This is a genomic window from Pseudomonas sp. TE21435, assembly GCF_056279265.1.
The window spans coordinates 2,059,816-2,085,564 of the sequence record NZ_JBWBQZ010000001.1; the positions used below are offsets into that span (position 1 = coordinate 2,059,816).

A 25,749-nucleotide genomic window follows, 5' to 3' on the forward strand; every position below is an offset into this window, starting at 1 on the left:
GGAGCAGCGCATCACGCTCCTGGTCATCGCGGATAGCCCGCGCAGCGGCGGCCAGCACCGCCCCATTGCCATGTTCGAGCGGGTTCATGCGTATGCAGCCTCATTTTCAGGAACTCCTTGCAACAACGCCCGCTGCAAAGCGCTCAGTTGCCCCTCGATGCTGGCGTCGATGACGCAACCTTCGGTTTCCAGTCGGCAACCACCGCGTGCAAGCCGAGCATCACCGCAGATTTCCAGGGGGCCCGTGTCGGGAAACTGCGCGAGTATTTCATCGATACGCAGGCGAACCTCGGACACCTGGTCAGGGCGCACGTGCAGGATCAACTCCTCCCGTGGGCGAACCTGCGCCATCGCCTGACGTGTGGCCGCGAGCGTCAGCTCGATGTCCGGGTATGCCCCCAGCACCTTGGCCACCGCCTGGTACACCACCTCGCTCATCTGTCGATCGGCCCGGCGATAGAACTCGGCACAGCGCAATCGCACAGTGTGCATCAACGCCGCCTGCTCGACCGCGGCCATTTCCAGCCCGACCTCCCGCCCAAGCCGTTGCTGTGCCTCAAGCACTGCATCGGCCTGGGCATCGATGTCGCTGGCCCGCTGGTGGGCGCTTTCGGTCAATGCGCCGGCGTCGAGAAAGCGCTGGTAGTCGGCGCCGCGCAACACGGTACAGCCTGGTTCGACCATCGGCCGGCAATCATTCAGTTCAATAAATGGCAACATTCCGGGCTCCTGTCTCGGGCCACTTTCAGGCAAAGGGTGCGCGCCAGGACGCGCTGATCGTCGCTCATCGGCCAGGTCGGCAATGCCCCGGTGCCAGGCAGTCGCAGGGCCAGGCGCCGGGCAAAACCGGGATCGGTACACCCGCTGGCCTGTAGCCAGAACGCCAGACCCTGCACGGGCAGCTCCACGTCCAGGGCGCCGCTTGGCAGCGCCTGCTGCCAGCCTGGCGGCCATGGGCCGATGATCAGCCGCCATTTCTCCAGGCAATAGCGCTGGCCTTGATCGTCGAGCACCTGGCGCAAGCGCATCTGGCCGGCTCGGTCGAGAAGTCGCACAATGGCCTGGCCATGCAACAAGCCGCCAACAGTGGCCAGAACACGTTCGAATGCTGGCTGCGGATAGAGGGCCAGCCCACCCAGCCGTTCCGGTATTTCAAAGGGTTCGGCCAGGTCCAGCGCCGACAGCAACCAACCATTGATCGAGCTGTCCCGGCGCCAATGTGGCAAGACCTGGGCCACCTGCCGCAACGGTTCCGGGCAATGAGCCTGGTGCAGGTAACGCGCCGGGCAGTAGCGAAGCTGAAACGGGGTCATGCTCATGCCCGCTGGCGCCACCACAGATACTGCGCGAGATTGCTCAGTACCAGCACCCCCAGCAATGTCCCAATCAGCGCAAGAAGACGCAGGCGCGAACCCTCCATCACATGAATCGACAACAGCGTCGCATGACGCTCCCCCGGCCACAGCTGGCGAGCCTGCGTGGAAGGCACCAGCACCACACTGATGCGGTCGTAGTCGAGGCCTTCGATGCTGTTGCTCAGCAGCTGCTTCATCTGCCCGATGTACAGGTCCAGCGCCGCGTCCGCCGCATGCTTGATGAAGATCGACGCCGAAGCCGCACGGGCCGTTGCACGCAGGCTGTCGCGGGGCTCCGGCAACACCACATGCACCCGCGCCACCAGCACGCCATCGATTTCCGACAGGGTGCGTGACAACTCCTGGGACTTCACATAGGCCAACCGCGCGTGCTCCTCCAGCGGCGACGAAATCAGGCTATCCCGGGGGAACACATCACTGACCGTGGAGAACATCTCCCGTGGGTAGCCCTGGCGCTTGAGCGCGGCTACCGCATGGCCGATGTCAGCCTCATCGATCAGGATCTTCACCTTGCCGTCCTTGTCCTGCGCCTTCACCGCATCGATGCCCTCGGCATCCAGCACCGCGAGCATTTCATTGGCTTCGCGCTGGCCGAGGCCCAGGTACAGCTCGACCTTGCATCCGCCCAGCAGCAGTACCGTCACAAGCAGCAAGCACTGCCATGGATTCTTCACAGTGCACCTACTGGGCTTTCATCAGGGTTTCGATGTTCTGCGTGGTGCGTCCCACGCCCTTGGCAATCAGCTCGACCTGCAGGTTGGTGCGTATCAGTGCCCAATGGGCATCCATCAATGCCACCGGATCACCCACCCCCGAGACCAGGCTGGCATGCGCGCCCTGCCTGGCTTCGGCATGCTGCTGGCCGAGCTGTGCGACTTTGTGCAACACCCCCTCCTCAGGGCTGCCGGCACTGCTGGATAGCGCCTGCTCGAACTCGGCCACTTGGCGGGAATCGACGGACGGTGCCGCCAGGGACTGCAGATCGGTGACCACTCGGGTCACTTCAGCAATGCCATTCATGAGTCGCCCTCCACCTTGAAGGAATCGTTGAGCAGGTCCATTGCCATGGCGAGCACTTGCAAGCGCTGTTGCTGTGCCAGTGCCGGCACCTGCACGAACTCCAGAGCACCTGCGCCCTGCTCGACCAGGCATGCCTGGAATACAGCAGCGTCCCGAGCGACATGGACGGGCTGCGGGATCGGCGCTATTGGCTCACTCGTCAACAATGAGGTGGTCAACCCGTTCATGCCACCACCTGGGCGCGCATACCCTCGGCAAACCGGATCAGATCGCAATCCTCGCTCTGCGCCATACGCTCAAGGCGCCTTTCCAGCGCCGCCATGTAGCCCAGCTGGCGCTCGCACAGCGCCAGCCACGGGCCGAGGGATGGCCAGGAGGCCTGATTGCCTTCTGCCAGGGCCTCCTCGCAGCGTCCCGCCCCCATCAGGCCGGCGATACGTATCGCACAGGCGGCTTCCCTGGTTTCCGGCTGCCGGGCCAGCCAACGCGCAATCGCCATCGCTTCGTCATGGTGATGGTGCTCGACACCCAGCAAGCCCAGGCGCGCCATCAGATTGTTCACCGAGTACTCCATGCTCAGAACTTCTGCAGGATGCTGCTGATGGTGTTCTTGAAGGTCTGGCCCAAGGTCGCATCGACCTGGAACACGTTGGACCAGATGTTCGAACGGTGGCGCATGTCGGCCAGCAACGCGGGGTCGTCGCTTTTCTCGTTGAGTTTACTGAGCGACTCGAGGACGGCCTTGTTGGCCTCTCGCGCCTGCTTGACCATGCCTTCGTGGACCATGTCCATGGTGTTGTTGGTACCATCGTGGAATCCGCTGCTGATGCCTGTCATTTCAATGTTCCTTCAGTTTTTTCAGGATGTTCAAGGCCGCTTCAAGGGCCGTTCGCTCGTCGTGCGCTGCCTGGAATGCCGTGGGCGGCAAAGGGCGCGACATCTGCTCGGCGCGGGCTTGCCGCGCTTGCTCCAGCACCCCGTACATCCAGGCGCGTGTTTGTGGGTCACGTGTTTCCTGCAACAGTTCATCCATCATTAATGGAGCGCTCCTTGAGATTGATCGAGTAGTCCTGCCCACCCTTGCGCAAAGTGATCGCCTGACCATCGATCGCCAGGATGCGGATACCGGAAGGCATCAGCGCACCTACCGGATAACGGCGGTTGTCCGTCAGCGTCACATAGGGCACGCGCCCCAGCGACACCGCGCGCACCGGGAAATCGAGTTTCCCGGGCACAGCGGCCCTGCCCTCATCGACCAGCTTCAACAGCGGATGCTCGGCGAATGCCTTGCGGAACTGGCGTTGCAGGTTGAGAAAGTCCTGATGCTGGCGGTCATGCAGTGCCCCACGCAGCACCAGGGTGTCACCGCGGTCCTCCAGGGTCAGGGCATCTTCCAGGCGCCATTCGCGCAGCAGTTGGGCCAGGCGCGTCCGGGCCTGTGGAACGGGCAGGCTGTGTGGCACGACCTGGGGATCGGCTGTGTCCGCTTTACCCTGTGCTTCGGCCTCTGGACTCAGCAATCGAGTGAGCAACGCCAGCAACAGCAGCACCCCGGCGCCGGGGACCATGAACCAGCCGGCCCGCAATCCGGGCCGGGGGATCGACTCGGGAAGCCGCTCGGCAAAGACTTCGCCCTCTGTACAGAATGCCCAGCACAACGGACCACAACGCTGGATGGCAAGTGCCTGCAACTCGACGTCTGCCGCTAACGTCACCCCGGCCTGTGTCGGTGGTTCGCTGGCGCCCCACTCCAGCAGGCGTACCCCGCCAGGCCCGACCATCAGCACCAGGTGGATAGCGGCGATCCCTGCGTCCACCAGCACCAGATCGGCTTGCACCGGGTCGGCGCCGATGACTACCCGGCCAGGTGCCAGGGACACCTCGGCCCCCGCATTCAGGCCACTGTAGACCCGCAGTTTCCAAGTCATTTCAAGAGCGCTCATCACGGACAGGACCTGACTTCAAGCCATTGCCGACACTTGCGAGCCCCGGGTCAATCAGCTTCGGCTCGATCAGGAACAGCCGAACCGAGCGGCGCGTGCTGCTGGACTGATAACGAAACAAGGCGCCCAGGAACGGAATGTCCCCCAACAGCGGGACCTTGCGCAGGCTCTCGCTCGACTCGTCGCGGTGGATGCCACCAATCATCAGGCTCTGCCCCAGGTCGACCCGGGCCAGCGTGTCGATGACCGTGCGACTGATGGTGGGTATACCATCGGGCCCTGTACTGTTGGGTTTCTGGCTGCCGTCCTCGATATGCAGGCTCAGGCTGATTTCCGGCCGGTCCGCACTGCGGATCAGACGTGGGGTCATCTTCAACAGGGTGCCGTAGGTGATCGCCTTGAGCTCGGCGACGCGTTCTCCCAGCACCCGCACATAATAGGTTTCGCTGTGGTCTATCACCGCCAGGGTGTTCTCCTGGGTCAGCAAGGTCGGCCGCGACACCACCTGGGCGCGCCCCTCGCCCTGCATCAACGTGACCTTGGCCAGCAGCCGGTCCACGCCCCGGCTGTCGACCAGGCTGCCGGCAAGCGTGCCCTGCGCCTGGCCTGCGCTGGTGCGAATGTCGATCAACTGGTGCTTGCCGGTACCTATGCCAACCTGCCACTCCACCCCCAGCTCCGCCAGGTGCTCGGCATTGATGTCGAGGATCGTCAGCCCCACCTCGATGCGCGCCGCCGGACGGTCCAGCGCCGCCACCAAACGCCGGTACATGGGCATGCGCTCTGGGTGGTCACGCACGATGATGGCATTGAGCGACGCTTCGGCCTGGACAACGGCTTGACTGGAGCGAACGGGCGCCCCCTGTGCCACAGCCTGACCTTCGACCGCGCGTACATCGGCGTTCGTCAGTACCCGAGAGAGGAGCGTGGCCACCCCGGGTACCGCCACCTTCTGGTCGCGATAATCGATTTCACGGTCTTCGGCTACCGCATGCCTGAGCGCGATCACCTCGACGCTCAGGCTGCCACCGCGTTCGTCCTGCAACACCGCCTGCTGCTCCAGGGCCTTGGCGGTCTGCTCGACGCGATCAAGGTAACGCGGCGGGCCCGAGACATACACCAGCTGCCCACCCGCCGCGGCGCGCCAGGCGAAGCGCGACGTCCAGCCGCCAGCCTCCTGCAGGGCGGCGCGCAATTGTGGCTCGCGCACTTTGTCCAGGTGAACAAGGCGGGTCTGTAGTTCGCTGGACTTGCCGACATGCAGCACTGCGCCGTCGTAGTACCAGGCCAGGTTGAACAGTACGGCGACCTGCTCCAGAAACGCCTCCGGGTCCGGCTGCTCGAACGTGGCGCTCACCTGGTCCCTGACCTTGTCGCTGACCACCACCGCCCCCTGGTAGTTGGCGGCGAAGTTGCCCAGCAGGTCACGCAGGCTCTCGCCCTGGGCAACGTAGTGGAAAGGCTCCTGGGGCCAATCCAGTGACTCGCCCTGGGCCGCAAGGCTGGCCAACAGCGCCGTCACACCGACGGCAAGCGACCTCAAGGCAGCCATACGCGAGCTCCCCGGTGGGTCGCAGGCACTGGATCGGCATGTTGCTCGCACAGGAGAGCGAGCAGGTCGACCTGAGCACCCAGCACGTGATCCACGATGTCGAGATCGCCCTGGGCCAGGTCTACCTGCGCTTCAAGCAGCGGCTCTCCCGCGGGTGTCAGCGCCAGTCGCTGCGGACAGTGCTGCGCCCACACTGTCAGCATGCTCATCAAGCGGCGCAAGGCTTGCGGGTCGAGGCTGGCGCCATGGCCCGCCAGTGACGACAGCGAGCTGCGAACAACCAGTTGCGTGCCTTGCGGCTCGAGCGAAAGGGCACGTCCCTCGATGCACAACTGGTAGCCACCGCGCTCATTGGCCAACCAGGGAGGCATGCCCAACCGTCGGGCCATTTGCTGCAAAAGTGTGTTCATACGGGCATCGTCCGTGCAACGGAGGGAACAGAAGAGTTTGTCAGCCACGGCGAGCATCGCTGGGGGTGCGGCCGAACCGTCGGCGGTAGCTCTGGCTGAAATACGACTGGCTGGAAAAGCCGCTTTCCATGGCGATGTCGACAATGCTCATGCGCGTGTTAAGCAGCAGATGGTGCGCATGGACGATCCTGCGCTCGGTGATCCAGGCCCGGGGCGAGCAGTTGTAGAAGGTGTTGAACAAACTCTTGAACGCCGTCAGGCCCAAGCCGAAGGCCTGGGCGTACTGGTCCAGGCGCCAATCGCGCAGATAGTGCTGTTCCATGAATGCGTGCAGGCGATCGACATGGCGATTGCCCTGTTGCCGCAGTGCCGCCAGCAAGGTCCGCCCCTGCGCTCCGAAAATGAGCAGCAGCAACAGCTCCTCCAGGCGCAGCATCGCCAGCATCGACGAGGTACCTTCGCCCCCGAGCGCCGCCAGGCGGGTCACGCATTCCTGCGCCATCGTGCAGGGTCGCAGCCGGAGGGTACCCACACCTGGCTCGTCACGGCGTTCGAGGTGGGCAAGGTCATTGCCATGACGTTTCACGAACGCCTGCACGAAATTCACATCCAGCGGCAGCCAGAGCACTTCGCATGCCTGCCATTGGCTCGCCACCAGATAGGTGCCGCGCTTGACGAACAGCAGCTCGCCTGCCTGTAGGTGAATGATGTCGTCCTTTTCGCGAAGCGTCAGCTCCCCCACCATCACCGCGTAGAAGCCTTCCTGCCCCTGGGACGCGAACCCCGCCCCGACAACATCCAACTGCCGACCTTGCACACACCAGCCCTCAACTGGAGAAATCCCTTCCACGCGAGGCCATACTTCCCGTAGGACCCTTTACGCACCATCGAGCAGCAGATCGTGCAAGATTCGAATGACCTTGCAGCCCTTGCCCCCCGCGATGCAGCCAGGACCACAGACTACGGCGCCTTCCCACGAATAAACGCAGGGATTGTCCTTGCCGAGAGGGAGGCTATTCGCCATCACTTGTAGGAAATTTATCGACTCTGTAAGGCAATGCGAAGCAAGCCTTCGCCGAACCGCAGGAAGCCCAGCAGTTAAAAAATGGCGACTACACCCAGTATCTTGCAGGGTATGCACTGACTACCGTGGCAAGCCCTTTGATCGAGAGCTCGCCATGTCAGGCACGAACTATGACTATGCATTGACCCAGCTGTACGCTGCCCTGAAGCTGGAGCCCCCAACGACCTTCGAGCCGGTGATCAGCCTGCGGGCAGGGCCTTATGTGTGCAACGTCACCGAGCACCCGGCGGACCACTTGCTGATGTTCATCGAACTTCCCGCAATCGACAACATACGCTGGGGCGAACAAAACCTGTTCTGCCAGGACACCTGCAAGCCTGTGATCGGTGTCGATCCGCTCACCGACATGCAAATACTGTGGAATCGCCAGCCCCTGGCGCAGCTGGACCGCGCCATGGTGCATCACCAGCTGGAGCAACTGGTGCAGGCCGCCCACGATCTGGTGGGTGACGAAACAGCCTGAACGCCGCTCAGTGCTGCCCCCAGACCTGCGCCTCGCTCCAACCCAGCGCGGCAAAATCCTCGGATCGCAGTGAGGCCTCCTCTTCACAGAAGAATTCGTCCAACTGCGGTGGCCTGATCGCCGTATCGCTGAGCATTGCGTGCACCTGGCCGCGATGGTGGATCTGGTGCTCGAACAGGTGTGACAGCAAGCGCAAACGTTGCTCCTGTTGCACCCGGTCCGGTCGCACGATGCTCACATAGCGCCGCAACTGGTCGTCGCGCAATTGCCGGCAATAGGTGATCAGGCGCTGGTCGGCCTGGGCCTGCTGGGCCTGCAGGTCGGTGCAGGTGGCAAAGGGCTGCTCGGGTTGGAAGAAGCGCTCGCCGTCCGGATCCGGCATTTGGCCGCGTTGCTCGCACTCCAGTGCATCCAGATAGAACCAGTCCACCGTCAACAGGTGGTTGAGGGTGGCCTTGATCGACGGGAAGAAACTGCAGCGCGGGGCGACGAACTCGTCCTGGGTCAATTGCAGACAAGCCTTGTACAGGCGGTGGTTGGCCCAGCCATTGTTGTAGGCCTGGGTCAGCAGATGATGCGACAGCGGCTCCATGGTCGGCTCCTTCAGGCGAAGCGTTGCAGTTGCATCTCCCGTAGCCGGCTCAGGGTCCGTTGGTACGGGAACGCCAGATACCCTTGAGTGTAGAGCGCTTCCAGCGGGACCTCGGCCTCCAGGTACAACAACACCCGACGGTCGTAGCATTCGTCCACCAGGGCGATGAAGCGCCGAACGCTGTCATCCTTCGGCGCCAGTGTCGGCAACTGGCGGTCCCCGGCCTCGACGCGGGTGGCCCCATCCTCGGTACCGCGGGCAATTCGCCCGGCCTGCTGGACCCCGCCCAGGGCCGGAATGCCACTGACCAGGATCGCCGGAAAGCGGTCGCACAAGGCCATGAAGTCCATGGCTGCCAGAGGCTGCTCGCACAAAGCGCTGAAGTGGCACCAGAGGGCCTGCGTGCTTCGGCGCAGCACGCCGATCTGCCGGGAGCCAAGCTGCAGCGGCTTGTCGTTGCCTGGGTCGTCCGGGCTCAACTGGCCGAACACCGCCTCGAGCGCGCTCGACCGCCCCGGCTGGCCGACCCAGTAGCGCTGCTGTTGCAGGCCGGGGTGCAAGCGGTGATCCTGCTCCCCCGCCACCGCCAGCACCCGCATGTGCCGCTCGATGGCGGCGATGGCCGGCAGGAACCGCTCGCGGTTGAAGCCATCGCGGTACAACTGGCCGGGCGGCTGGTTGGAGGTGGCGACGATCACCACACCGTGATCGAACAACACCTGGAACAGACGGCCAAGGATAATCGCATCGCCGATATCGCTGACGAACAGTTCGTCGAAACACAACACCCGTATCTCCTCGGCCAACGCCCGGGCCAGGGCCGCGAGCGGGTCGGCGGTGCCATTGAGCTGGAACAGGCGCTGATGAACCCATGCCATGAAATGGTGGAAATGCTGACGCCGGGCCGGCAATTGCAGGCTGCGATGGAACAGGTCCATCAACCAGGTCTTGCCACGGCCGACCGGGCCCCAAAGGTACAGGCCTTGCGTCGGCTGGCCCTGACGCAGGGCGTCGAAGCAGTCCTGCAACGCAGCCACAGCCGCTGCCTGGGCGGGATCGGCGACGTAGCCACGCTCGGCCAGCGCCTTGTGATAAAGGGATTCAGGGGTCATGCCGCGCATGGTACGCCATCGAGGGGCAAGCCCGCTGCCACAACCTTGCTCCAGGCGAGGACGATCAGCCCTCTGTCAGCCCCACCCTCAGCAAGGCGCCATCCTTGGCATCGGTCAGCACGTACAGATAGCCATCCGGCCCTACCCGAACATCGCGAATCCTCGCCTTCAGGTCACCCAACAGTCTTTCTTCATGCACGACCTTGTCGCCATCGAGCTTCAGCCGGATCAACTCCTGTGTCGCCAGCGCTCCGATGAACAGGCTGTGGTCCCAGGCCTTGAACGTAGGGCTGTCGTAGAACGCCATGCCGCTGATGCCCGGCGACTTTTCCCACACATGATGCGGGTCGGCCATGCCAGCGACATGCTTGCCCTTGGCTTCGGGAATCGGCAGCAACGAATAATTGATGCCGTGGGTAGCGATCGGCCAGCCATAGTTCGTGCCCGCCTTGGGGATGTTGATCTCGTCGCCGCCACGCGGGCCATGCTCGTGGGTCCAGAGCTTGCCGGTCCAGGGATTCAGCGCCGCGCCCTGCTGGTTGCGGTGGCCGAACGACCAGATCTCCGGGCGTACGTTGTCGCGCCCGACGAAAGGGTTGTCCTTGGGCACCTCGCCGTCGGGCAGGATGCGCACGATCTTGCCCTGTAGCTTGTCCAGGTCCTGCGACGTGGCGCGCTGGTTGTTCTCGCCCAGGGCGATGAACAGGTAGCCGTCACGGTCGAACACCAGCCGCGAGCCGAAATGGTTGCCTTCGGACAGCTTGGGCTGCTGGCGGAAGATCACCGTGAAGTTCTCCAGGCGCGACCGGTCCTGGGTCAGCTGGCCACGGCCGACGGCGGTACCAGCCTTGCCATCGTTGCCCTCCTCGGCATAGGACAGGTAAACGGTTCGATCCTTGGCGAACTCAGGCGAGAGCACCACATCGAGCAGGCCACCCTGGCCCTCGGCCCAGACCTTGGGCACGCCGGACAGTGGCGGCCCGACCTTGCCTTCAGCGTTGACGATGCGCAGGTTGCCGGGGCGTTCGGTGACCAGCATGTCCTTGCCGCCGGGCAGGAAGGCCAGCGCCCAGGGATTGCGCAGGCCGTCAGCGACAGTACTGACGGTCAGTCGGCCCTCCTCGCTGGGGTACTGCTGTTCTGCGGCGGCCTGCGCCAGCAGGGGGAACAGGCTGGCGGCGGCCAGGGTGGTCAACCAGATGCGTGGCGTCATGCTCGCTTCCTTCGCAAGGGCTCACGGCACGCGCGGTGAATCGCGTGGTGGGCGGGTGGGTTCCAGGTTCGGGGTCTGCTGTTCGCGGCGCAGGTTTTCGCCGTTGCCGATGCCGCGATTATCGAGTGTGGGAGGTCGCGGGTTGGGTTGCGTGGACGGGCCGCGCACAGGCGGCATTGCCGGCACGCTGCCCTGACGGCTGTTGGGATTGGCGCGCATGATCGGGCTGTTGTACGGGTTGTTGCTGTCGTTGGCGGCAATCAGCGGCGGCGCCAAGGGAGCGGCCTGGAGTGGCAAGGCCAGCAACAGGCCGAGGCCCAGGATTGGCAGTGTGGGATTCATGCTTCACCTCCGGTACGAAAAGGCGCGCTCGAAGGTTGGATAGCCTACGGCGCTCAGGGTTCGACGCAAAAGGATGAATTTGGGTCCTGATGTTTCAGTATGCGCCCCCTGGGGCTGCCATGCAGCCCAATCGCCGGCAAGCCGGCTCCCACACCGTGCGTACCAGCCTTGAGCCATGCGCCTTCCTGTGGTAGTCGGCGTGCCGGCGATTGCCGCAGCGCGGCCCTGGCGTTACCCGGCTCTATCAACCTTGTGCCGCGCCGCATACAGGCACAGCATCTCCATCGCCAGGGTCGCGCCTGCCAGCGCAGTGATATCGGCATGGTCATAGGCCGGCGCCACCTCCACCAGGTCCATGCCCACCAGGTTGATCCCACGCAACCCGCCGAGTATCTCCAGCGCCTGTACCGTGCTCAGGCCGCCACATACCGGCGTGCCGGTGCCGGGTGCGAAGGCCGGGTCCAGGCAGTCGATATCGAAGGTCAGGTACACCGGCCGGTCGCCCACCCGCTGGCGGATGGCAGCGACGATCGCCTCGGTGCCCTGGCGATGCACCTGGCGGGCGTCGAGAATGGCAAAGCCCTGGCTATCGTCGTTGGTGGTGCGCAGGCCGATCTGCACCGAGCGCGACGGGTCCACCAGCCCTTCCCGCGCCGCGTGCCAGAACATCGTGCCATGGTCGATGCGCTGGCCCTCCTCGTCCGGCCAGGTGTCGCTGTGCGCGTCGAAGTGCACCAGCGCCAGCGGGCCATGCCGACGGGCATGGGCCTTGAGCAGCGGATAGCTGATGAAATGGTCTCCGCCCAAGGTGAGCATGGCGCAGCCGGCCTCGAGAATGTGCTCGGCATGCGCCTCGATGCTCTGCGGCACCGACCGCGGCGTACCGCTATCGAACGCACAGTCGCCGTAGTCGATCACCGCCAGGTGGTCGAACGGATCGAACGCCCAGGGCCAGTGCCTGGCCCAGGCCTGTTGCACCGAGGCGGCGCGGATCGCACGCGGACCGAAGCGCGCGCCGGGCCGATTGCTGGTCGCGGTGTCGAACGGCACGCCGCTGACCACCACGTCGACACCCCGCAAATCGCGGCTGTAGCGACGCCGGGAGAAACTGGTGATGCCGGCGTAGGTGCTCTCGGCGGCAGTGCCGTAGAGGCTGTCACGGGTGATGGCCTGGTCGTTGTCTTGGGCGAGGTCCACGGTATATCTCCTGTCGTTGTCATTCACTGCCGGCTGCGGAAGGCGGTCCACAGGCGGTTGCGCTGGCGCAGGTCGGCCAGCGCCATGCTGCGGTCGGCGAACAGGCGCTGGCGCACCGCGGCCGGGGGATAGATGTCCGGGTCGTCGCGGATCGCCTCGTCCACCAGCGGCGTGGCGGCCTGGTTGGCGTTGGCGAAGAACAGCGTGTTGGTCAGCGCCGCCACTGAGTCGGGGCGCAGCATGAAGGTGATGAAGGCGCGTGCAGCCTCGGGATGCGGTGCGTCCTTGGGGATTACCAGGTTGTCCTGCCACACCAGTGTGCCCTCACGGGGGATGCGGTAGATCAGCTCGAATGGCTTGCCGGCGCGGCGCGCCTGGTCGGCGGCCATGGCGGCGTCGCCGTTGTAGGTGAGCGCCAGGCACACACTGCCATTGGCGAGGTCATTGATCTGGCGGCCGTTGGCCACGTAGCTGATCGACGGCTGCAGTTGCTGCAACAGCGCCTGGGCTGCGTCCAGGTCGGCCTTGTCCTGGCTGTAAGGGTCCTTGCCCAGGTAGTTGAGGGTCACGCCGATCACTTCCTGTGGCGAGTCCGGCATGGCGATGCCGCAGTCCTTCAGGCGGCTGGCGTACTCAGGCTTGAACAGCAGGTCGAGGCTGTCCAGGGGCACATCGCCCAGGCGCTGGCGCACGGCCTCGACATTCACCCCCAGCCCCAGCGTGCCCCAGGTGTAAGGCACGGCATGGCGGTTGCCGGGGTCGGCCTCGGCCAGCTTGGCCAGCAGGTCCGGGTCGAGGTTGGCATAGCCGGGCATCGCCTGCGCCTCCAGCGGCTGCAGGGCGCCGGCCTTGAGGGCTCGGGCCAGCACCGTGGCCGACGGCACCACCACGTCGTAGCCGCTGCCACCGGTGAGCAGCTTGGTCTCCAGCACCTCGGTGGTGTCGAAGGTGTCGTAGCGGACCTTGTAGCCGGTCTCCTTCTCGAAACGTTCCAGGGTCTGCGGGGCGACATAGTCGGCCCAGCTGTACAAGTTGACGACCTTCTCCTCGGCCTGCAGCGGCAGAGCGATCAGCAATGAAAGCAGGCACAACGTCGAACGCATGGCGGACACCTCGGCATAGGGGTGGATGCCGCCAGCATGCCTGTCGGGTTACATTGCAAAAATGGCAACTTTGCGAAGCTGACATTCACCAGGAGCAATGTGATGCTCGGACAATTGCACGACCCGGACCTGCACCTGCTGCGGCTGTTCGTCACTGTAGTCGAGGCCGGCGGTTTCAGCGCCGCCCAAGGTGTGCTGGGGCTCAGCCAGCCCAGCATCAGCCAACAAATGGCGAAACTGGAGACCCGCCTGGGTTATCGCCTATGCAGCCGGGGCAAGGGCGGCTTCCGGCTGACCGAGAAAGGCGAGTTGCTGTTGCAGGCCACCCGCGGCCTGCTGCTGCAGATCGAGCAGTTCCGCCAGCAGGCCAACGGTGTTGCCGGGCGCTTGCTGGGCAGCGTGCGCATCGGCCTGGCCGAGAACCAGGACCGTGACGTCAGCCTGCGCCTGGCCCAGGCCATCGCGCGGTTTCGCCAGCGTGACGAGAGCGTGCGCCTGGAACTGACCAGCGCGCCACCGGCCGAACTCGAACGCTTGCTGCTGGAGCAGCGCCTGGACTGCGCCATCAGCTACTTCTCCGGCAACCAGGCGGCGTTCGACTACCTGCCGCTGTTCGAGGAGCGCCAGAGGCTTTACTGCGGCAAGGGGCACGTCTTGTTCACCCAGGCCCAGGTAACCCGCGAGCAGTTGCTCGAGGCCGACCAAGTGAGCCACCCCTATCGTTTTCTCAAACAGGGCGAGCCCTTCCAGAGCCGCCACAGCATGGCGGTGGCAGAGCAGATCGACAGCGCCTTGACGTTCATCCTTTCAGGACGACACATCGGCTTTCTGCCGTGCCACTGTGCCGCGCCCTGGGAAGCCCAAGGCCTGTTGCGAGCGTTGGATACCGCGCTGGATTTCGTGGTGCCGTTCACCCTGGCCAGGCATCGCGGGCAAACACCCGGCGAGGCGCAGCAAGCCTTCATGGAAGACCTGCGCATGACATTCAGCTCGCGCTAGGCCCGGAACGTCGGCAGGCCCCGCTTTCATCACCACCGCGCATTTGCGACACTGCCGACTCGCCCGCGCCACGAGGCCTTGATCACCATGTATGCCCGCGTCTGCCTGATCCTGCTGCTGACCCTTGGCCTGAATGCCTGCGCCCTGTTCCAGGGTCGCGACCCGCTGAACATCAGCGTGATCGGCATCGACCCCCTGCCCGGCCAGGACCTGGAGCTGCGCATGGCCGTGAAGATCCGCGTGCAGAACCCCAACGAAACCCCGGTGGATTTCAACGGCATCGCCCTCAACCTGGAGGTCAACGACCAGCCCCTGGCGGCCGGGGTGAGCGACCAGCGCGGGCATATCGGCCGCTACGACGAAGCGGTGCTGGTGGTGCCGGTGAGCGTCACCGCCTTCGCCTTCCTGCGCCAGGCCTACGGCCTGAGCCGGGTGGACTCGCTGCAGGGCCTGCCCTATGTATTGCGCGGCAAGCTGGCGGGAGGGCCGCTCGGTACCGTGCGCTTTACCGACAAAGGCAAGCTCGACCTGCCAACGACCGCAGGCCCTGCCTGGTAATCAGCTTTACCGGCAGGCTGGCAGATCACTCACCTGCGCCGGATGAACCGACGAAACGTACTCCGGGCCGCGGACGCTCGTCCACGCTGAGCTCGAACACATCCGGCCGCGCATAGTGGCCGACCACGTCGAAGTCGTAGCGCGCACGCACCAGTTCATCGGTATCGACCTCGGCGCAAAGCAGGCCACGCTCGCCCACCAGCGGCCCGGCCAGCACCTCCCCAAGTGGGCCGATGATCACGCTGCCGCCGTTGATCAATGGCCGTTCGGCCGGCCAGTTGGCCACCTCCAGGCCCAGTGCGGCGGGCGAATCCTGCACCTGGCAGGCGCTGATGACAAAACAGCGCCCCTCGGCGGCGATATGGCGCATGCTCACCTGCCAAAGCTCGCGCTCGTCCACTGTCGGCGCGCACCACAGTTGCACACCCTTGGCGTACATCGCAGTGCGCAGCAGCGGCATGTAGTTCTCCCAGCACACTGCCGCGCCGATGCGCCCGGCACGGCTTTCGATTACCGGCAGTGTGGAGCCGTCGCCCTTGCCCCAGATCAGCCGCTCGGTGCCGGTGGGCATCAGCTTGCGGTGCTTGGCCACCAGGCCGGCGTGCGGTTCGAAGAACAGCACCGTGCAATACAGGGTATTGCCGCTGCGCTCGATCACGCCGATCACCAGGCTCGCTCCGGTACGCGCCGACAAGCCGGCCAAGGTGTCGGTCTCGGGCCCCGGTACATCAATGGCATTGGAAAAATAGCGGGCGAAGGCTTCACGCCCCTCAGGCAGGCGATAGCCGAGCTGGGTGCCGAACCCTTCGCCTTTCGGATAGCCACCGAGCAAGGCCTCGGGCATCACCACCAGGTTGGCACCGGCGTCGCAGATGGCCTGCTCGTAGTCGAGGATCTGCGCCAGGGTGGCGGCCTTGCCGCCAGGCAGCGAACCGATCTGCAGGGCGGCGACGATGGACTTGGGCATCGAGGGAACTCCAGTCAGGAAGGTCTGTTGGATTCTCCAGCGCAGGCGTTCGGGGTGTTCGCCTGGCTCAGCGGTTGGCGCTGGCGGCGGCCATCATCTTGTTCACTTCGCTGCGCACCAGTTGGTTGAACTCCGGCGGCGACATGACGTCGAGTTCGGCACGTACCCATTCCGCCCATTTGCCCTTGCGCCGCGGCTTCTCTGCGATCAGTCGCGCCGCCTCGCCCTTGGCCTTGCCCAGGTTGTTCTGCCAGTAGTCGAACAAGCGGGCCTTTTCTGCCTCGATCTGCGCCCGTTCCTGGAAGCTCATGTTGGCCAGATTGAAACTCATCGGGTATTACCTGCCGCTGGAAAATGGGCGCTATCTTACACTGCGTCGACGCGCCACCGGTACGCCACTGCAACTTTCCCGTCACCGTGGCATCCACTGTTCAACGCCCAACCCTTCACGAGGATGTGTACATGGCCAGGAAAACCGCTGCGCAAGGCAACAACGACCAGATCAAGGATCAGGTGTTCAGCGAACTGCAGGCATTGATCGAGGAATCCGAGAAGCTGCTCAGCGACAGCGCGTCGCTGGTCGGCGAGGAAGCCGAAGGCATGCGCGCGCAACTGGGGCTCAAGTTGCGCCAGGCGCGCGATGCCACCAGCCGCCTGGGCCAGAAGGCGCAGCCGGTGGTCGAGGCGACACAGGAGTATATCGGAGGTCACCCCTGGCAGACCGTGGCGATTTCCGCAGGCTTCGGCCTGGTGGTCGGGTTGCTGCTCGGTCGCCGGCAATAACTCAGGCGGCTTGCGCCTGGGGAATACCGCTGTGGAAACGCAGTTCCTGGTCGGGCGAGGTGATCAGCCCGACCTCCGCTTCGCGCACCTGCTCCACAACCCTGGCAATGTCCGCTTCGTCGCCATACTGGTGAGCCAGCTTCAGATAACCTTGATAGTGTCGCGCCTCGCTCTTGAGCAGGCCGTGATAGAAGGTGCCCAACTCCTCGTCCAGGTGCGGCACCAGGGCGGCGAAGCGTTCGCAGCTGCGCGCCTCGATGAAAGCCCCCACTACCAGGGTGTCCACCAGCTTCACCGGTTCATGCGCCCGCACCAGCCGCCGCAGCCCAGAGGCATAGCGCCCTGCCGACACCGGCCGTAGCGGCACGCCGCGGCGCTTCATCAGACGCAGCACTTGCTCGTGGTGCACCAGTTCCTCGCGGGCCAGGCGCGACATCATGTTGATCAGGTCGAGATGGGTGTTGTACTTGGCGATCAGGCTCAGCGCCGTGCTGGCGGCCTTGAACTCGCAATTCTTGTGATCGATCAGCAGGGTTTCCTGGTCGGCCAGTGCCGCCTCGATCCAGGCGTCAGGGGTGCGGCAACCCAGGAAGGCATCGATTTCAGGAATCAGGGACATGGTACTCACAATCACACGGGACATCGGCGGGACCGGCGATTATACCGGCGGCGGTGGCGAGCGCCAGTGACTATGCTTGATGCAGATCAACCGGCAACAGCCGCCGCGCCGTCTATAGTCAAGCATTGGTCGCCATCCGCGAAAGGAGTTCACGTCCATGCAAGCCGTGCGCAGCATCCTCGTCGTCCTCGACCCCGAGCACGCCCATAGCCGGGCCCTGACCCGGGCCAAACTGATTGCCGGGGTGACCGGTGCGCGCCTGCACCTGCTGATGTGCGACAAGAAGCAGGACCACAGCGCGCTGTTGAGCCTGCTAAGCAGCCAGTTGCATGATGATGGCTACGACAATGTCACCCATGAACAGAAGTGGAAGGACAGCCTGCACCAGTCGATCATCCATGTGCAGCAAGCGGAAGGCTGTGAACTGGTGATCAAGGAGCACCGCCCGGAAAACCCCTTGCGCAAGGCATTGCTGACCCCCAGTGACTGGAAGCTGCTGCGCGCGTGCCCCTGCGCGGTGCTGATGGTCAAGAGCGAACGCCCCTGGACCGGCGGCGTGATCCTGGCGGCGGTGGATGTGGGCAACCAGGACGAGGCCCATCGTCTGTTGCACGCCAGCATCATTGATCACGGCTATGACATCGCCAGCCTGGCCAAAGGCCAACTGCACGTGATCAGCGCCCATCCATCGCCGATGCTGTCGGCTTCCGACCCGGTCTATCAGCTCACGGAGACCATCGAGAAACGCTATCGCGAGGCGTGCACGGCGTTCCAGGCGGAATTCGATATTACCGATGACAGGCTGCATATCGCCGAAGGACCGGCCGACGTACTGATTCCCTATACCGAGAAGAAACTTGACGCTGTGGTGACCATCCTCGGCACCGTGGCCCGCACCGGCATCTCCGGGGCGCTGATCGGCAACACGGCGGAAGTGGTCCTGGATGCGCTGGAAGGCGATGTGCTGGTACTCAAGAGCGAAGAGGCCACGGCACACCTGGCTGAGCTGGCACGTGGCTGAACCAGCGCCCCAAACAGGTGCAATAGATCTAGTGTGGTGTTTCACAAATAACGACCATAACTCGCGGCGCTTTTTGCGCTCATGCAGCGTTGTCGCTCCTCGCCGTAGCTGGGCTACGACTCGTCGCGACGCCTTGCCTGAGCGCAAAAGTCGCTCGCGATTTATTGGTCGTATTTGCAAAACATCACACTAGAATAGGCCGCCTCTCCAGCCACAGAAGCAGCACCATGGACATCGATCAGGCCCGTACCTTCCTGGAAATCGTCCGCTGCGGCAGCCTGGTCGCCGCGGCTGAACGGCTGTTCGTCTCGCAGACGGCAATCAGCGCCCGTGTGCAGCGCCTGGAGCAGCAACTGGGCTGCCAGCTGTTGGTGCGCAGCCGCAACGGCGCCAGCCTGACCGCTGACGGCGAGGCCTTCGTCAGCTATGCCAACCAGCTGGTGCAGACCTGGGAGGCGGCGCGCCGTGACCTGCCGCTGCCCCAGGGCTGCCAGCTGGTGCTGCATGTGGGCGCCGAAGTGAGCCTGGGCAATCCGATGCTGCTCGACTGGGTCAGCGCCTTGCACCAGGGCCTGCCCAGCCATGCCATCCGCAGCGAGGTCAGCGATGGCGAAGCACTGCTGCGCAAGGTGGAGATGGGCTTGCTCGACGCCGCGCTGGTCTACCAACCGACCTATGGTCCTGGCCTGCAAGTCGAGCAATTGATGGAAGAGAAGCTGATCCGTGTGCGCCGGGTCGATGCGCCCGATCCGTACATCTACATCGACTGGGGCGAAGCTTTCCGCCGCCAGCACGACGCCGCCCTGCCCGAGCTGTCGCGCCCGGCCCTGAGCTTCAACCTCGGGCCCCTGGCCCTGCAGTTCATTCTCGAGCACGGCGGCAGCGGCTATTTCCGCACCCGGGTGGTCCAGGCCTACCTGCAAAGCGGGGTGTTCGAGCGCGTGCCCCAGGCGCCGGAGTTCACCTACCCGACCTTCCTGGTGCATGCCCGCGAGCGCGACAGCGAGGCGTTGCAGCAGGCCTTCAGCGTGTTGCGCCGGCTGGTGGCCGCTGGCGAAAGCGACTGGTCACAGCGCTGGGACCCGGTGATCTGAGCCCTGCGCCGCGGCAGTGAGCAGGTGCCGCTTGAGGCCGGCGATCAGGTCGGTCTGGGTGATCACCCCCACCAGCTTTTCATCGTCGAGCACCGGCAGGCAGTGCAGCCCCTGCTCACTGAGTAACGGCAACAGGCGCTCCAGCGGATGCTGGCTGCCGACGCTGACCACCCGACGGCTCATCACCTGTTCCAAGCGCACCACCTTGCGCCGGAACAGGCCACGCCAGCTGAAACGCCCACGCGCCATGGCCGGGCCGACCAGGTCGCTGAGGCTGACGATCCCCACCAAGCGCCCCTCTTCCAGTACCGGCAGGGTCTTGAGGTGATGGCCGGACAGCAGCTTCCAGGCCTGTTCGAGGGTGGTGCGCGGCGTTGCCCACTGCACGTCGCGGGACATCACCGAACTGGCGGTGATGCCGCCCAGGCTACGGTGCAGGGCGTGTTGCTCGGTGGCCAGGATGATCCGCTCCAGCTCGTCACGGGTGACATCGACGAACTCGCCGATCTCCTCCAGGGCCTGGTCCAGGTCTGCGGCGCAGATGCCGACTCGATCGCCCGGCAGCGCGTCGTGGGTGTGGTGCAGGTCGCGGCGCGGGGTCGCGCCCTTGGGGTAGCGCACGCCGGTCAGGCGGTTGTAGAGCACGGCCACGCCGACCAGGATCAGCGCATTGAGCAATACCGGCTCGAGCAGGTGGTCACCCATGGCCACCAGCCCCGGGTCGGCCAGCACGGCGCTGGCCGCCACGCCGCCACCGGGCGGGTGCAGGCAGCGCAGCAGGCACATCGCCAGGATGGCGATGCCCAACGCCGCGGCCGCGACCCACAACCCATCGCCGTATGCGTGACGCATGGCCAGGCCCACGGCAGCCGCCAACGCATAACTGCCCAGTACGGGCCAGGGCTGGGCCAACGGGCCCGAGTGCACGGCGAACACCAGCACCGCCGAGGCTGCCAGCGGCCCCAGCAAATGCAGGGCGATCGATGGCCCATAGGCCAGGCTGCACAGGTAACCCGCAAGAAACAGTCCAAGCAGCGCGCCTAGGCCTGCTCGCAACCATTCTCGGGGAGGGATGTTCAGGGGCGCCGGCAGCAGGCGCTGCAGGCGGGATTCGGGACGCGAGGCAGACATCGAGGTGATTTTGATCGTGTTCTTCTGATTGTAAAAAGAAAGCCCAGCGCGACCGGCCTGGGCCCTGTGTTGCGCAATGCAGTGGCGCAAGGGGCTCCTTCCTTGGAGAGATGGAAACCGCAAGGTTTCGTGGCCGGCATTGTGCCGGGCGCGGGTGGCGCTGGGCCAATTCAAAAAACTGCGGCTGTACTGCAATTTTTTTGCAGGCTTGATCCGGTCCCTCGGCAGGAACGGATTGATTCAGCGGACCTTGCGGGGCAGCTCGATACTCACTCGCAACCCGCCCAGTGGGCTTTCCAGCAGCGCAATGCGCCCACCCCAGGCCTCGACGATGTCGCGCACGATGCCTAGCCCCAGGCCATGGCCATCGACCTGCTCGTCCAGCCGCGAGCCGCGCTCGAGCACTTGCAGGCGTTGCGCCTCAGGGATGCCCGGGCCATCGTCATCGACCATCAACTGGTAGCCCTCGGTGGTGGGCGCGATGCCCAGGCGCACCTCGCTGTCGGCCCATTTGCAGGCGTTGTCCAGCAGGTTGCCGAGCAGCTCCAGTAAATCCTCGCGGTCCCAGGGCAGCAACAGGCCGGGCGGCGCGTCGCGTTCGAGCAGCAAGCCTTCACCATGGATCATCCCCAGCGTCGCCAGCAGCCCGGGCAGTTCAGCGTCGCAATCGAACTGCGCGCCAGGCAAGGCATCGCCGGCCAGGCGCGCGCGGTTGAGTTCGCGGGCCAGGCGTTGCTGGATCTGCTCCAGTTGCTCGCGCATTTGCGCGCGCACCTCGGGCAACGCCTGCAGGCGTTCACTGGTAGCCAGGCTGACAAGTACCGCCAGCGGCGTCTTCAAGGCATGGCCGAGGTTGCCCAGGGCATTGCGCGAACGGCGCAGGCTGTCTTCGGTATGGGTCAACAGGTGGTTGATCTGGTCCACCAGCGGTTGCAGTTCGCTGGGCACTTCGGCGTCCAGTTGCGAGCGCTGGCCCTGCTGCAACTGGGCGATCTGCTGGCGCGCCCGCTCCAGCGGGCGCAACGAGCGGGTCACGGTGAGGCGTTGCAGCACCAGTACCAATATCAACGCTACCAGCCCCAGGCCCAGGCCGATCTGTTGCATGCGTCGAAAGCCCTCACGCACCGGTGAGTAGTCCTGGGCCACGCTGATTGAGATGTCCTGGCCGAGCCGCCGGTAGTCCCCGCGATAGGCCAGCAGTTGCTGGCCGTCGGGACCGAGTTCGTGGCCATCGTCCAGGCCGGGCTTGCCAGGCTTGGGCATGTCCATGTCCCATAACGATCGGGAGCGCCAGGTACCCTGGTCGAAATCAATGCGGAAGTAGTAGCCCGAGAACGGCTGCTGGTAGGCTGCCGACAGCCGTCGCTCGTCCAACTGCAGGCCGGACGGGCCACGCACCAGCGCCACCAGCAGGTTTTCGCTTTCCTTGCGCAGGCCAGCTTCCAGGTAACGCTGCAGGCCCGCCTCGAACAGCCACAGGGTCAACTGCGCCAGGGCCAGCCCAACCACTACCAGTACCGCCACCAGGCCCAGGCTCAGGCGCGCCTGGATCGACTTCACGCGGCGCTCCCGGCATACACGTAGCCCTGGCCGCGGCGGGTCTCGATCACGCTGCGCCCCAGTTTGCGCCGCAGGTGGTTGACGTGCACTTCCAGCACATTGGAATCACGCTCGGTTTCCCCGTCGTAAAGGTGCTCGGCCAGGTGGCTCTTGGACAGCACCTGTCCCGGATGCAGCATGAAATAGCGCAACAGGCGAAACTCGGCGGCGGTGAGCTGGACATCGACACCCTCACGGCTCACGCACTGGCGCGACTCGTCCAGATGCAGGCCGGCCGCTTCCAGTTTCGGCTGGTTGGCCAGCCCCTTGGCCCGGCGCAACAGGGCCTGGATGCGCAGTTGCAGCTCCTCGGGGTGGAAAGGCTTGCTCAGGTAGTCGTCGGCCCCGGCCTTGAGTCCCTCGATACGCTCGGCCCAGGAGCCACGGGCGGTGAGGATCAGCACCGGAGTGGCCAGACCGCTTGCGCGCCATTGCCCCAGTACTTCGAGCCCCGGCAGCCCAGGCAGGCCCAGATCGAGGATGATCAGGTCGTAGGGTTCGCTTTGGCCCTGGTACACCGCATCGCGGCCATCGGCCAGCCAGTCCACGGCATAACCCTGGCGCTGCAGGGTGGCGGTCAGTTCATCGGCCAGGGGGACATTGTCCTCGACAAGCAGCAGGCGCATTCAGTCGTCTTCCTCGTCTTTGAGCAGCGCGCCAGTGCGGGCGTCGAGCTTGATCTCGCGCACCACGCCTGCCGGGGTCAGCAGTTCGACCTCGTACTCGTAGCGCTCGTGCTTCTCTTCCAGTTCCGCCTCCAGCAGCCGTGCCCCGGGGTAACGCCCCAGGGCGGCTTCGAGCAATTGCTCCAGTGGCAGGATGATGCCCTTTTGCCGAAGCTCCAGGGCTTCATCCTGGTCCAGGTCGCGCGCGGCGGCCAGCGAACAGACGGTCAACAGGGCCAAGGCCAGGTAGCGTGCCGTTCGCGGTAGTGCAGGCATCAGTTGTCTCGCTCGTCCTTCAGGACTTCACCGGTCTTGGCGTCCAGGGCCACGTCCCATTCGACGTTCTGGGCATCACGCAGGTCGACCTTGTAGATGTAGCGGCCGTACTCATCCTCGAGCTCCGAGTCGGTCACGGTGGCGCCGGGGTGCTTGGCCACGGCGGCGGCCTTCAGTTCGTCCAGCGACTTGATGGTCTTGGCGTTCACCAGCTTGACCACTTCATCGGGCTGCACATCCTTGGCGAAGGCGGCATTGGCACCGAAAGCGAGGGCGGCGGCGGTGAACAGGGCAGTCAAAGTTTTCATGAGGTTCTCTCCTGCGAGATGTGCAATTTGTCTACGGGGTTAAGATTAACCACCGGTCCTTAACTCAACCTGAAAACAGCTGGCCGCATGATAGCGCAGCTTGCGGCCTTGTCGCGGCCACGTGGGGCGGTGATGGCATCGCCGCCTCGCGATAAAGCCCTATACTGCCCGCCTGCCCTGCCCGAGACCCCGCCATGAGCGCCATCCACATCAAGTACCCCGCCCTGACCTTCAAGGCCGGCCAGCGCGCCTTGCGGCAGATTCGCGAGCGCGGCCTGCTGGCCGCCGATGTCGGCGTGCTGCCGGGCGCCGCCGGTGGCCCCAAGCCCTTGGGAATCCAGGGCCTGGACCTGGCGCTGTTCGGTGAATGGCTGCCGACGGCACCACGGCAACGGGCATTGATCGGCGCCTCGATCGGCTCCTGGCGTTTCGCCAGTGCCTGCCTCGACGACCCGGTGGCCGGCATCCGCCGCCTGGGCGAGCTGTATACCGAGCAGGATTTCGCCAAGGGCGTGACCCCCAGGGAAATCAGCCAGAGCTGCCAACGCATGCTCGACGACCTGCTGCAGGGCCGCGATGGGCAGATCCTCGCCAACCCGCACTATCGCCTGAACATCCTGGTGGTGAAGAGCCACGGCCAACTCGCCCACGACCACCGCGCACGCCTGGGGGTGGGGCTGGGCTCGGTGATCGCCAGCAACCTGCTGGGCCGCTCGCGCCTGGCGCGGCACTTCGAGCGGGTGATCCTGCACGATGAACGTGCCGCGCCGCCGCTGGAGGCGCTCACCGACTTCCCCTCGCGCAGCCTGCCGCTGGACCTGGCCAACCTGCGCCACGCCCTGCTCGCCTCGGGTTCGATCCCGATGGTCATGGAGGGTGTGCGCGACATCCCCGGCGCGGGTGCCGGCACCTACCGCGACGGCGGCTTGCTCGACTACCATCTGGACCTGCCCTACCGGGGCGACGACCTGGTGCTCTACCCGCACTTCACCGACAAGGTGGTGCCCGGCTGGTTCGACAAGGCCCTGCCCTGGCGCAAGGGCAATGCCACACGCCTGCAGAATGTGTTGCTGATGACCCCGTCGCCGCAGTACCTCGCCGCCCTGCCCTACGGCAAGCTGCCGGATCGCAACGACTTCAAGCGTTTCATGGGCGATGCGCCGAGCCGCAAGCGCTACTGGTACAAGGCCATCGCCGAAAGCCGGCGCCTGGGCGACGAACTGCTGGAGCTGATCGCCACCGGGCGGTTGCAGGATCAGTTGCAAGCCTTGTAGCGGGCATGCTGGTAGACTGCGCGCATCGTTGATTCACACAGAGTTATGCCAGCGTGGAAATCTTTAAGGAATTTACCTTCGAATCGGCTCACCGCCTGCCCAACGTCCCGGCCGGGCACAAGTGCGGCCGCCTGCATGGCCATTCGTTCAAGGTCGCCCTGCACCTGACCGGCCCGCTCGATCCGCACACCGGCTGGATCCGCGACTTCTCCGAGATCAAGGCGATCTTCAAGCCGATCTACGAGCAACTGGACCATAACTACCTGAACGATATTCCCGGGCTGGAAAACCCCACCAGCGAAGTGATCGCCAAGTGGATCTGGGATCAGGTCAAGCCGCTGCTGCCGGAACTGTCGAAGGTGCGCATCCACGAGACCTGCACCAGCGGGTGCGAGTACACCGGCGACTGATCGAGCATCTGCATGGGCCCTATCGCTGGCAAGCCAGCTCCCACAGGTCTTGCGCACGTTCTTAAGACAGCGCGGAACCTGTGGGAGCTGGCTTGCCAGCGATGAGGGCAACGCTTATTTCTGATCTGCCGCCAAAGCATCACGCAAGAAGCTCGGGGCGATATAGCGCTGGTAATGCGCCTCGGAAAGCAAAAAGAATTCCCGGTCGATGGCGTCGCGCAGCTGTGGCAGCTCCCAGTCGCGGAACTCCGGCAGCAAGGCCATCCCGTAGGCCTCCAGGTCACGAATCATCCGCGCCCCGCGGGCGATCAGCTGGTAGGCCCAGCAATATTCCGACTGCTGTGCCACATAGCGGATCGAACGCTGTTCGAGCTGCTCACGCAAGCGCGCTTTGTCGAACACTTCCAGCTTGGCCATCATCACCTGCACCAGCAGTTGCTCCAGGCGCAGCCACACGGCGCGCTTCTGCTCGTCGTCGTAGCCGTTCCAGTGGATCACTTCGTGGTGGAAGCGCTTGCAGCCGCGGCACACCAGGTCTCCATACACGGTGGAGCAGAGGCCGACGCAAGGCGTCTTGATGGATTGGTTGGACATGTAAAAACAACGGCTTGGCGGTGGAACACGCCCCCATGTTAGCC

At 64.7% G+C, this 25,749-nt stretch carries 35 protein-coding genes; 8 read left to right on the forward strand and 27 right to left on the reverse strand.

What is annotated here, in order from left to right; genetic code table 11:
* Positions 1-84: 84 nt before the first annotated feature.
* Genes ACZ9C1_RS09185 through ACZ9C1_RS09240 form a run of 12 tightly spaced genes read right to left on the reverse strand, consistent with a single transcriptional unit; the run spans position 85 to position 7,103 of the window.
* Positions 85-720 carry an HrpE/YscL family type III secretion apparatus protein gene (locus tag ACZ9C1_RS09185; RefSeq protein WP_476253897.1) on the reverse strand — a complete coding sequence of 212 codons (636 nt, stop codon included), beginning with the start codon at positions 718-720 and terminating at the stop codon, positions 85-87.
* On the reverse strand, positions 699-1,313 hold the full coding sequence (locus tag ACZ9C1_RS09190) for a SctK family type III secretion system sorting platform protein (RefSeq protein WP_232967879.1): 615 nt from the start codon (positions 1,311-1,313) through the stop codon (positions 699-701). Before ACZ9C1_RS09190 ends, ACZ9C1_RS09185 begins: the two co-directional genes overlap by 22 nt.
* Before the next feature lie 2 nt (positions 1,314-1,315).
* The gene (gene sctJ / locus ACZ9C1_RS09195) at positions 1,316-2,050 is read right to left on the reverse strand and encodes a type III secretion system inner membrane ring lipoprotein SctJ (protein ID WP_102684876.1); all 735 of its coding nucleotides are present in this window, start codon (positions 2,048-2,050) and stop codon (positions 1,316-1,318) included.
* A gap of 7 nt (positions 2,051-2,057) precedes the next feature.
* Positions 2,058-2,396 carry a type III secretion system inner rod subunit SctI gene (gene sctI, locus ACZ9C1_RS09200; RefSeq protein WP_177486006.1) on the reverse strand — a complete coding sequence of 113 codons (339 nt, stop codon included), beginning with the start codon at positions 2,394-2,396 and terminating at the stop codon, positions 2,058-2,060.
* Positions 2,393-2,623, reverse strand: a complete 231-nt coding sequence (locus ACZ9C1_RS09205; RefSeq protein WP_177486005.1) for a hypothetical protein — start codon at positions 2,621-2,623, stop codon at positions 2,393-2,395. Before ACZ9C1_RS09205 ends, sctI begins: the two co-directional genes overlap by 4 nt.
* Positions 2,620-2,958, reverse strand: coding sequence for a YscG family type III secretion system chaperone (locus ACZ9C1_RS09210; protein WP_256659264.1), 339 nt, complete (start codon positions 2,956-2,958; stop codon positions 2,620-2,622). The genes ACZ9C1_RS09205 and ACZ9C1_RS09210 overlap by 4 nt, the downstream gene beginning before the upstream one ends.
* 14 nt (positions 2,959-2,972) lie before the next feature.
* Positions 2,973-3,233, reverse strand: coding sequence for an EscF/YscF/HrpA family type III secretion system needle major subunit (locus ACZ9C1_RS09215; protein WP_476253898.1), 261 nt, complete (start codon positions 3,231-3,233; stop codon positions 2,973-2,975).
* 1 nt (position 3,234) lies between these two features.
* On the reverse strand, positions 3,235-3,432 hold the full coding sequence (locus tag ACZ9C1_RS09220) for an EscE/YscE/SsaE family type III secretion system needle protein co-chaperone (RefSeq protein WP_277504948.1): 198 nt from the start codon (positions 3,430-3,432) through the stop codon (positions 3,235-3,237).
* Positions 3,422-4,324, reverse strand: coding sequence for an FHA domain-containing protein (locus tag ACZ9C1_RS09225; RefSeq protein WP_476253899.1), 903 nt, complete (start codon positions 4,322-4,324; stop codon positions 3,422-3,424). The genes ACZ9C1_RS09220 and ACZ9C1_RS09225 overlap by 11 nt, the downstream gene beginning before the upstream one ends.
* A 1-nt stretch (position 4,325) precedes the next feature.
* Positions 4,326-5,891: a type III secretion system outer membrane ring subunit SctC gene (gene sctC, locus ACZ9C1_RS09230; RefSeq protein WP_476253900.1), complete on the reverse strand. Its 1,566-nt coding sequence runs from the start codon at positions 5,889-5,891 to the stop codon at positions 4,326-4,328.
* Positions 5,879-6,301, reverse strand: coding sequence for a CesT family type III secretion system chaperone (locus ACZ9C1_RS09235; RefSeq protein ID WP_198753939.1), 423 nt, complete (start codon positions 6,299-6,301; stop codon positions 5,879-5,881). The genes sctC and ACZ9C1_RS09235 overlap by 13 nt, the downstream gene beginning before the upstream one ends.
* Before the next feature lie 40 nt (positions 6,302-6,341).
* Positions 6,342-7,103 carry a helix-turn-helix transcriptional regulator gene (locus tag ACZ9C1_RS09240; protein WP_146022595.1) on the reverse strand — a complete coding sequence of 254 codons (762 nt, stop codon included), beginning with the start codon at positions 7,101-7,103 and terminating at the stop codon, positions 6,342-6,344.
* A gap of 376 nt (positions 7,104-7,479) precedes the next feature.
* Here ACZ9C1_RS09240 and ACZ9C1_RS09245 point away from each other — a divergent pair, with 376 nt between their 5' ends.
* Complete coding sequence (locus ACZ9C1_RS09245) at positions 7,480-7,848, forward strand: CesT family type III secretion system chaperone (protein ID WP_102684866.1); 369 nt, start codon at positions 7,480-7,482, stop codon at positions 7,846-7,848.
* 7 nt (positions 7,849-7,855) lie between these two features.
* Here ACZ9C1_RS09245 and ACZ9C1_RS09250 read toward each other — a convergent pair whose 3' ends face one another.
* The 6 genes from ACZ9C1_RS09250 to ACZ9C1_RS09275 all read right to left on the reverse strand — a co-directional run bounded on the left by ACZ9C1_RS09250 (position 7,856) and on the right by ACZ9C1_RS09275 (position 13,407).
* Positions 7,856-8,440: a DinB family protein gene (locus ACZ9C1_RS09250; RefSeq protein ID WP_102684865.1), complete on the reverse strand. Its 585-nt coding sequence runs from the start codon at positions 8,438-8,440 to the stop codon at positions 7,856-7,858.
* Positions 8,441-8,451: 11 nt separating this feature from the next.
* Positions 8,452-9,552: a cell division protein ZapE gene (zapE, locus tag ACZ9C1_RS09255; RefSeq protein ID WP_457377786.1), complete on the reverse strand. Its 1,101-nt coding sequence runs from the start codon at positions 9,550-9,552 to the stop codon at positions 8,452-8,454.
* Positions 9,553-9,616: 64 nt separating this feature from the next.
* Complete coding sequence (locus ACZ9C1_RS09260; RefSeq protein WP_476253901.1) at positions 9,617-10,765, reverse strand: PQQ-dependent sugar dehydrogenase; 1,149 nt, start codon at positions 10,763-10,765, stop codon at positions 9,617-9,619.
* 21 nt (positions 10,766-10,786) lie between these two features.
* Positions 10,787-11,107, reverse strand: coding sequence for a hypothetical protein (locus ACZ9C1_RS09265; RefSeq protein WP_139669955.1), 321 nt, complete (start codon positions 11,105-11,107; stop codon positions 10,787-10,789).
* A 231-nt stretch (positions 11,108-11,338) separates the two neighbouring features.
* A complete protein-coding gene (gene speB / locus ACZ9C1_RS09270) occupies positions 11,339-12,304 on the reverse strand; it encodes an agmatinase (RefSeq protein ID WP_476253902.1) in 966 nt (321 codons plus the stop codon).
* A 23-nt stretch (positions 12,305-12,327) separates the two neighbouring features.
* Positions 12,328-13,407: an extracellular solute-binding protein gene (locus tag ACZ9C1_RS09275; protein ID WP_102683281.1), complete on the reverse strand. Its 1,080-nt coding sequence runs from the start codon at positions 13,405-13,407 to the stop codon at positions 12,328-12,330.
* 102 nt (positions 13,408-13,509) lie between these two features.
* Here ACZ9C1_RS09275 and ACZ9C1_RS09280 point away from each other — a divergent pair, with 102 nt between their 5' ends.
* Positions 13,510-14,406, forward strand: a complete 897-nt coding sequence (locus ACZ9C1_RS09280) for a LysR family transcriptional regulator (RefSeq protein ID WP_277504958.1) — start codon at positions 13,510-13,512, stop codon at positions 14,404-14,406.
* Between the two features lie 87 nt (positions 14,407-14,493).
* Positions 14,494-14,964, forward strand: coding sequence for an LEA/WHy family protein (locus ACZ9C1_RS09285; protein ID WP_277504959.1), 471 nt, complete (start codon positions 14,494-14,496; stop codon positions 14,962-14,964).
* 25 nt (positions 14,965-14,989) lie between these two features.
* Here ACZ9C1_RS09285 and ACZ9C1_RS09290 read toward each other — a convergent pair whose 3' ends face one another.
* Together ACZ9C1_RS09290 and ACZ9C1_RS09295 are read right to left on the reverse strand one after the other, a co-directional pair.
* A complete protein-coding gene (locus ACZ9C1_RS09290) occupies positions 14,990-15,931 on the reverse strand; it encodes a carbon-nitrogen hydrolase family protein (RefSeq protein WP_476253903.1) in 942 nt (313 codons plus the stop codon).
* Positions 15,932-15,998: 67 nt separating this feature from the next.
* Complete coding sequence (locus ACZ9C1_RS09295; RefSeq protein ID WP_277504962.1) at positions 15,999-16,262, reverse strand: hypothetical protein; 264 nt, start codon at positions 16,260-16,262, stop codon at positions 15,999-16,001.
* Positions 16,263-16,393: 131 nt separating this feature from the next.
* Here ACZ9C1_RS09295 and ACZ9C1_RS09300 point away from each other — a divergent pair, with 131 nt between their 5' ends.
* The gene (locus tag ACZ9C1_RS09300) at positions 16,394-16,714 is read left to right on the forward strand and encodes an ElaB/YgaM/YqjD family protein (RefSeq protein ID WP_031315252.1); all 321 of its coding nucleotides are present in this window, start codon (positions 16,394-16,396) and stop codon (positions 16,712-16,714) included.
* A 1-nt stretch (position 16,715) separates the two neighbouring features.
* On the opposite strand, the gene ACZ9C1_RS09305 is transcribed toward ACZ9C1_RS09300, so the two are convergent.
* Positions 16,716-17,333, reverse strand: a complete 618-nt coding sequence (locus ACZ9C1_RS09305) for a MiaE family protein (protein ID WP_046854995.1) — start codon at positions 17,331-17,333, stop codon at positions 16,716-16,718.
* A gap of 157 nt (positions 17,334-17,490) precedes the next feature.
* On the opposite strand from ACZ9C1_RS09305, the gene ACZ9C1_RS09310 reads away from it, so the two are divergent.
* The gene (locus ACZ9C1_RS09310; RefSeq protein ID WP_277504965.1) at positions 17,491-18,354 is read left to right on the forward strand and encodes a universal stress protein; all 864 of its coding nucleotides are present in this window, start codon (positions 17,491-17,493) and stop codon (positions 18,352-18,354) included.
* A 227-nt stretch (positions 18,355-18,581) separates the two neighbouring features.
* Positions 18,582-19,448, forward strand: coding sequence for a LysR family transcriptional regulator (locus ACZ9C1_RS09315; RefSeq protein WP_476253904.1), 867 nt, complete (start codon positions 18,582-18,584; stop codon positions 19,446-19,448).
* Here the strand turns inward: ACZ9C1_RS09315 and ACZ9C1_RS09320 are convergent.
* The 5 genes from ACZ9C1_RS09320 to ACZ9C1_RS09340 all read right to left on the reverse strand — a co-directional run bounded on the left by ACZ9C1_RS09320 (position 19,422) and on the right by ACZ9C1_RS09340 (position 23,427).
* Positions 19,422-20,579 (reverse strand): HPP family protein, encoded by a 1,158-nt coding sequence (locus tag ACZ9C1_RS09320; protein ID WP_139669944.1) that lies wholly within the window; start codon positions 20,577-20,579, stop codon positions 19,422-19,424. The genes ACZ9C1_RS09315 and ACZ9C1_RS09320 overlap by 27 nt on opposite strands.
* 240 nt (positions 20,580-20,819) lie before the next feature.
* On the reverse strand, positions 20,820-22,139 hold the full coding sequence (locus ACZ9C1_RS09325) for a sensor histidine kinase (RefSeq protein ID WP_277504966.1): 1,320 nt from the start codon (positions 22,137-22,139) through the stop codon (positions 20,820-20,822).
* Entirely contained in the window at positions 22,136-22,804 is a 669-nt protein-coding gene (locus ACZ9C1_RS09330) for a response regulator transcription factor (protein WP_102683274.1), read from the reverse strand. Before ACZ9C1_RS09330 ends, ACZ9C1_RS09325 begins: the two co-directional genes overlap by 4 nt.
* Complete coding sequence (locus ACZ9C1_RS09335) at positions 22,805-23,119, reverse strand: PepSY domain-containing protein (protein ID WP_023632694.1); 315 nt, start codon at positions 23,117-23,119, stop codon at positions 22,805-22,807. It lies immediately after the preceding gene.
* Positions 23,119-23,427: a PepSY domain-containing protein gene (locus tag ACZ9C1_RS09340; RefSeq protein WP_046854989.1), complete on the reverse strand. Its 309-nt coding sequence runs from the start codon at positions 23,425-23,427 to the stop codon at positions 23,119-23,121. The genes ACZ9C1_RS09335 and ACZ9C1_RS09340 overlap by 1 nt, the downstream gene beginning before the upstream one ends.
* A gap of 194 nt (positions 23,428-23,621) precedes the next feature.
* On the opposite strand from ACZ9C1_RS09340, the gene ACZ9C1_RS09345 reads away from it, so the two are divergent.
* The gene (locus tag ACZ9C1_RS09345) at positions 23,622-24,701 is read left to right on the forward strand and encodes a patatin-like phospholipase domain-containing protein (protein WP_139669939.1); all 1,080 of its coding nucleotides are present in this window, start codon (positions 23,622-23,624) and stop codon (positions 24,699-24,701) included.
* A 53-nt stretch (positions 24,702-24,754) separates the two neighbouring features.
* On the forward strand, positions 24,755-25,111 hold the full coding sequence (gene queD, locus ACZ9C1_RS09350; protein ID WP_023630589.1) for a 6-carboxytetrahydropterin synthase QueD: 357 nt from the start codon (positions 24,755-24,757) through the stop codon (positions 25,109-25,111).
* Between the two features lie 114 nt (positions 25,112-25,225).
* Here the strand turns inward: queD and ACZ9C1_RS09355 are convergent, their stop codons facing one another.
* Positions 25,226-25,705: a DUF1289 domain-containing protein gene (locus ACZ9C1_RS09355; RefSeq protein WP_046854916.1), complete on the reverse strand. Its 480-nt coding sequence runs from the start codon at positions 25,703-25,705 to the stop codon at positions 25,226-25,228.
* Between the last annotated feature and the right edge of the window lie 44 nt (positions 25,706-25,749).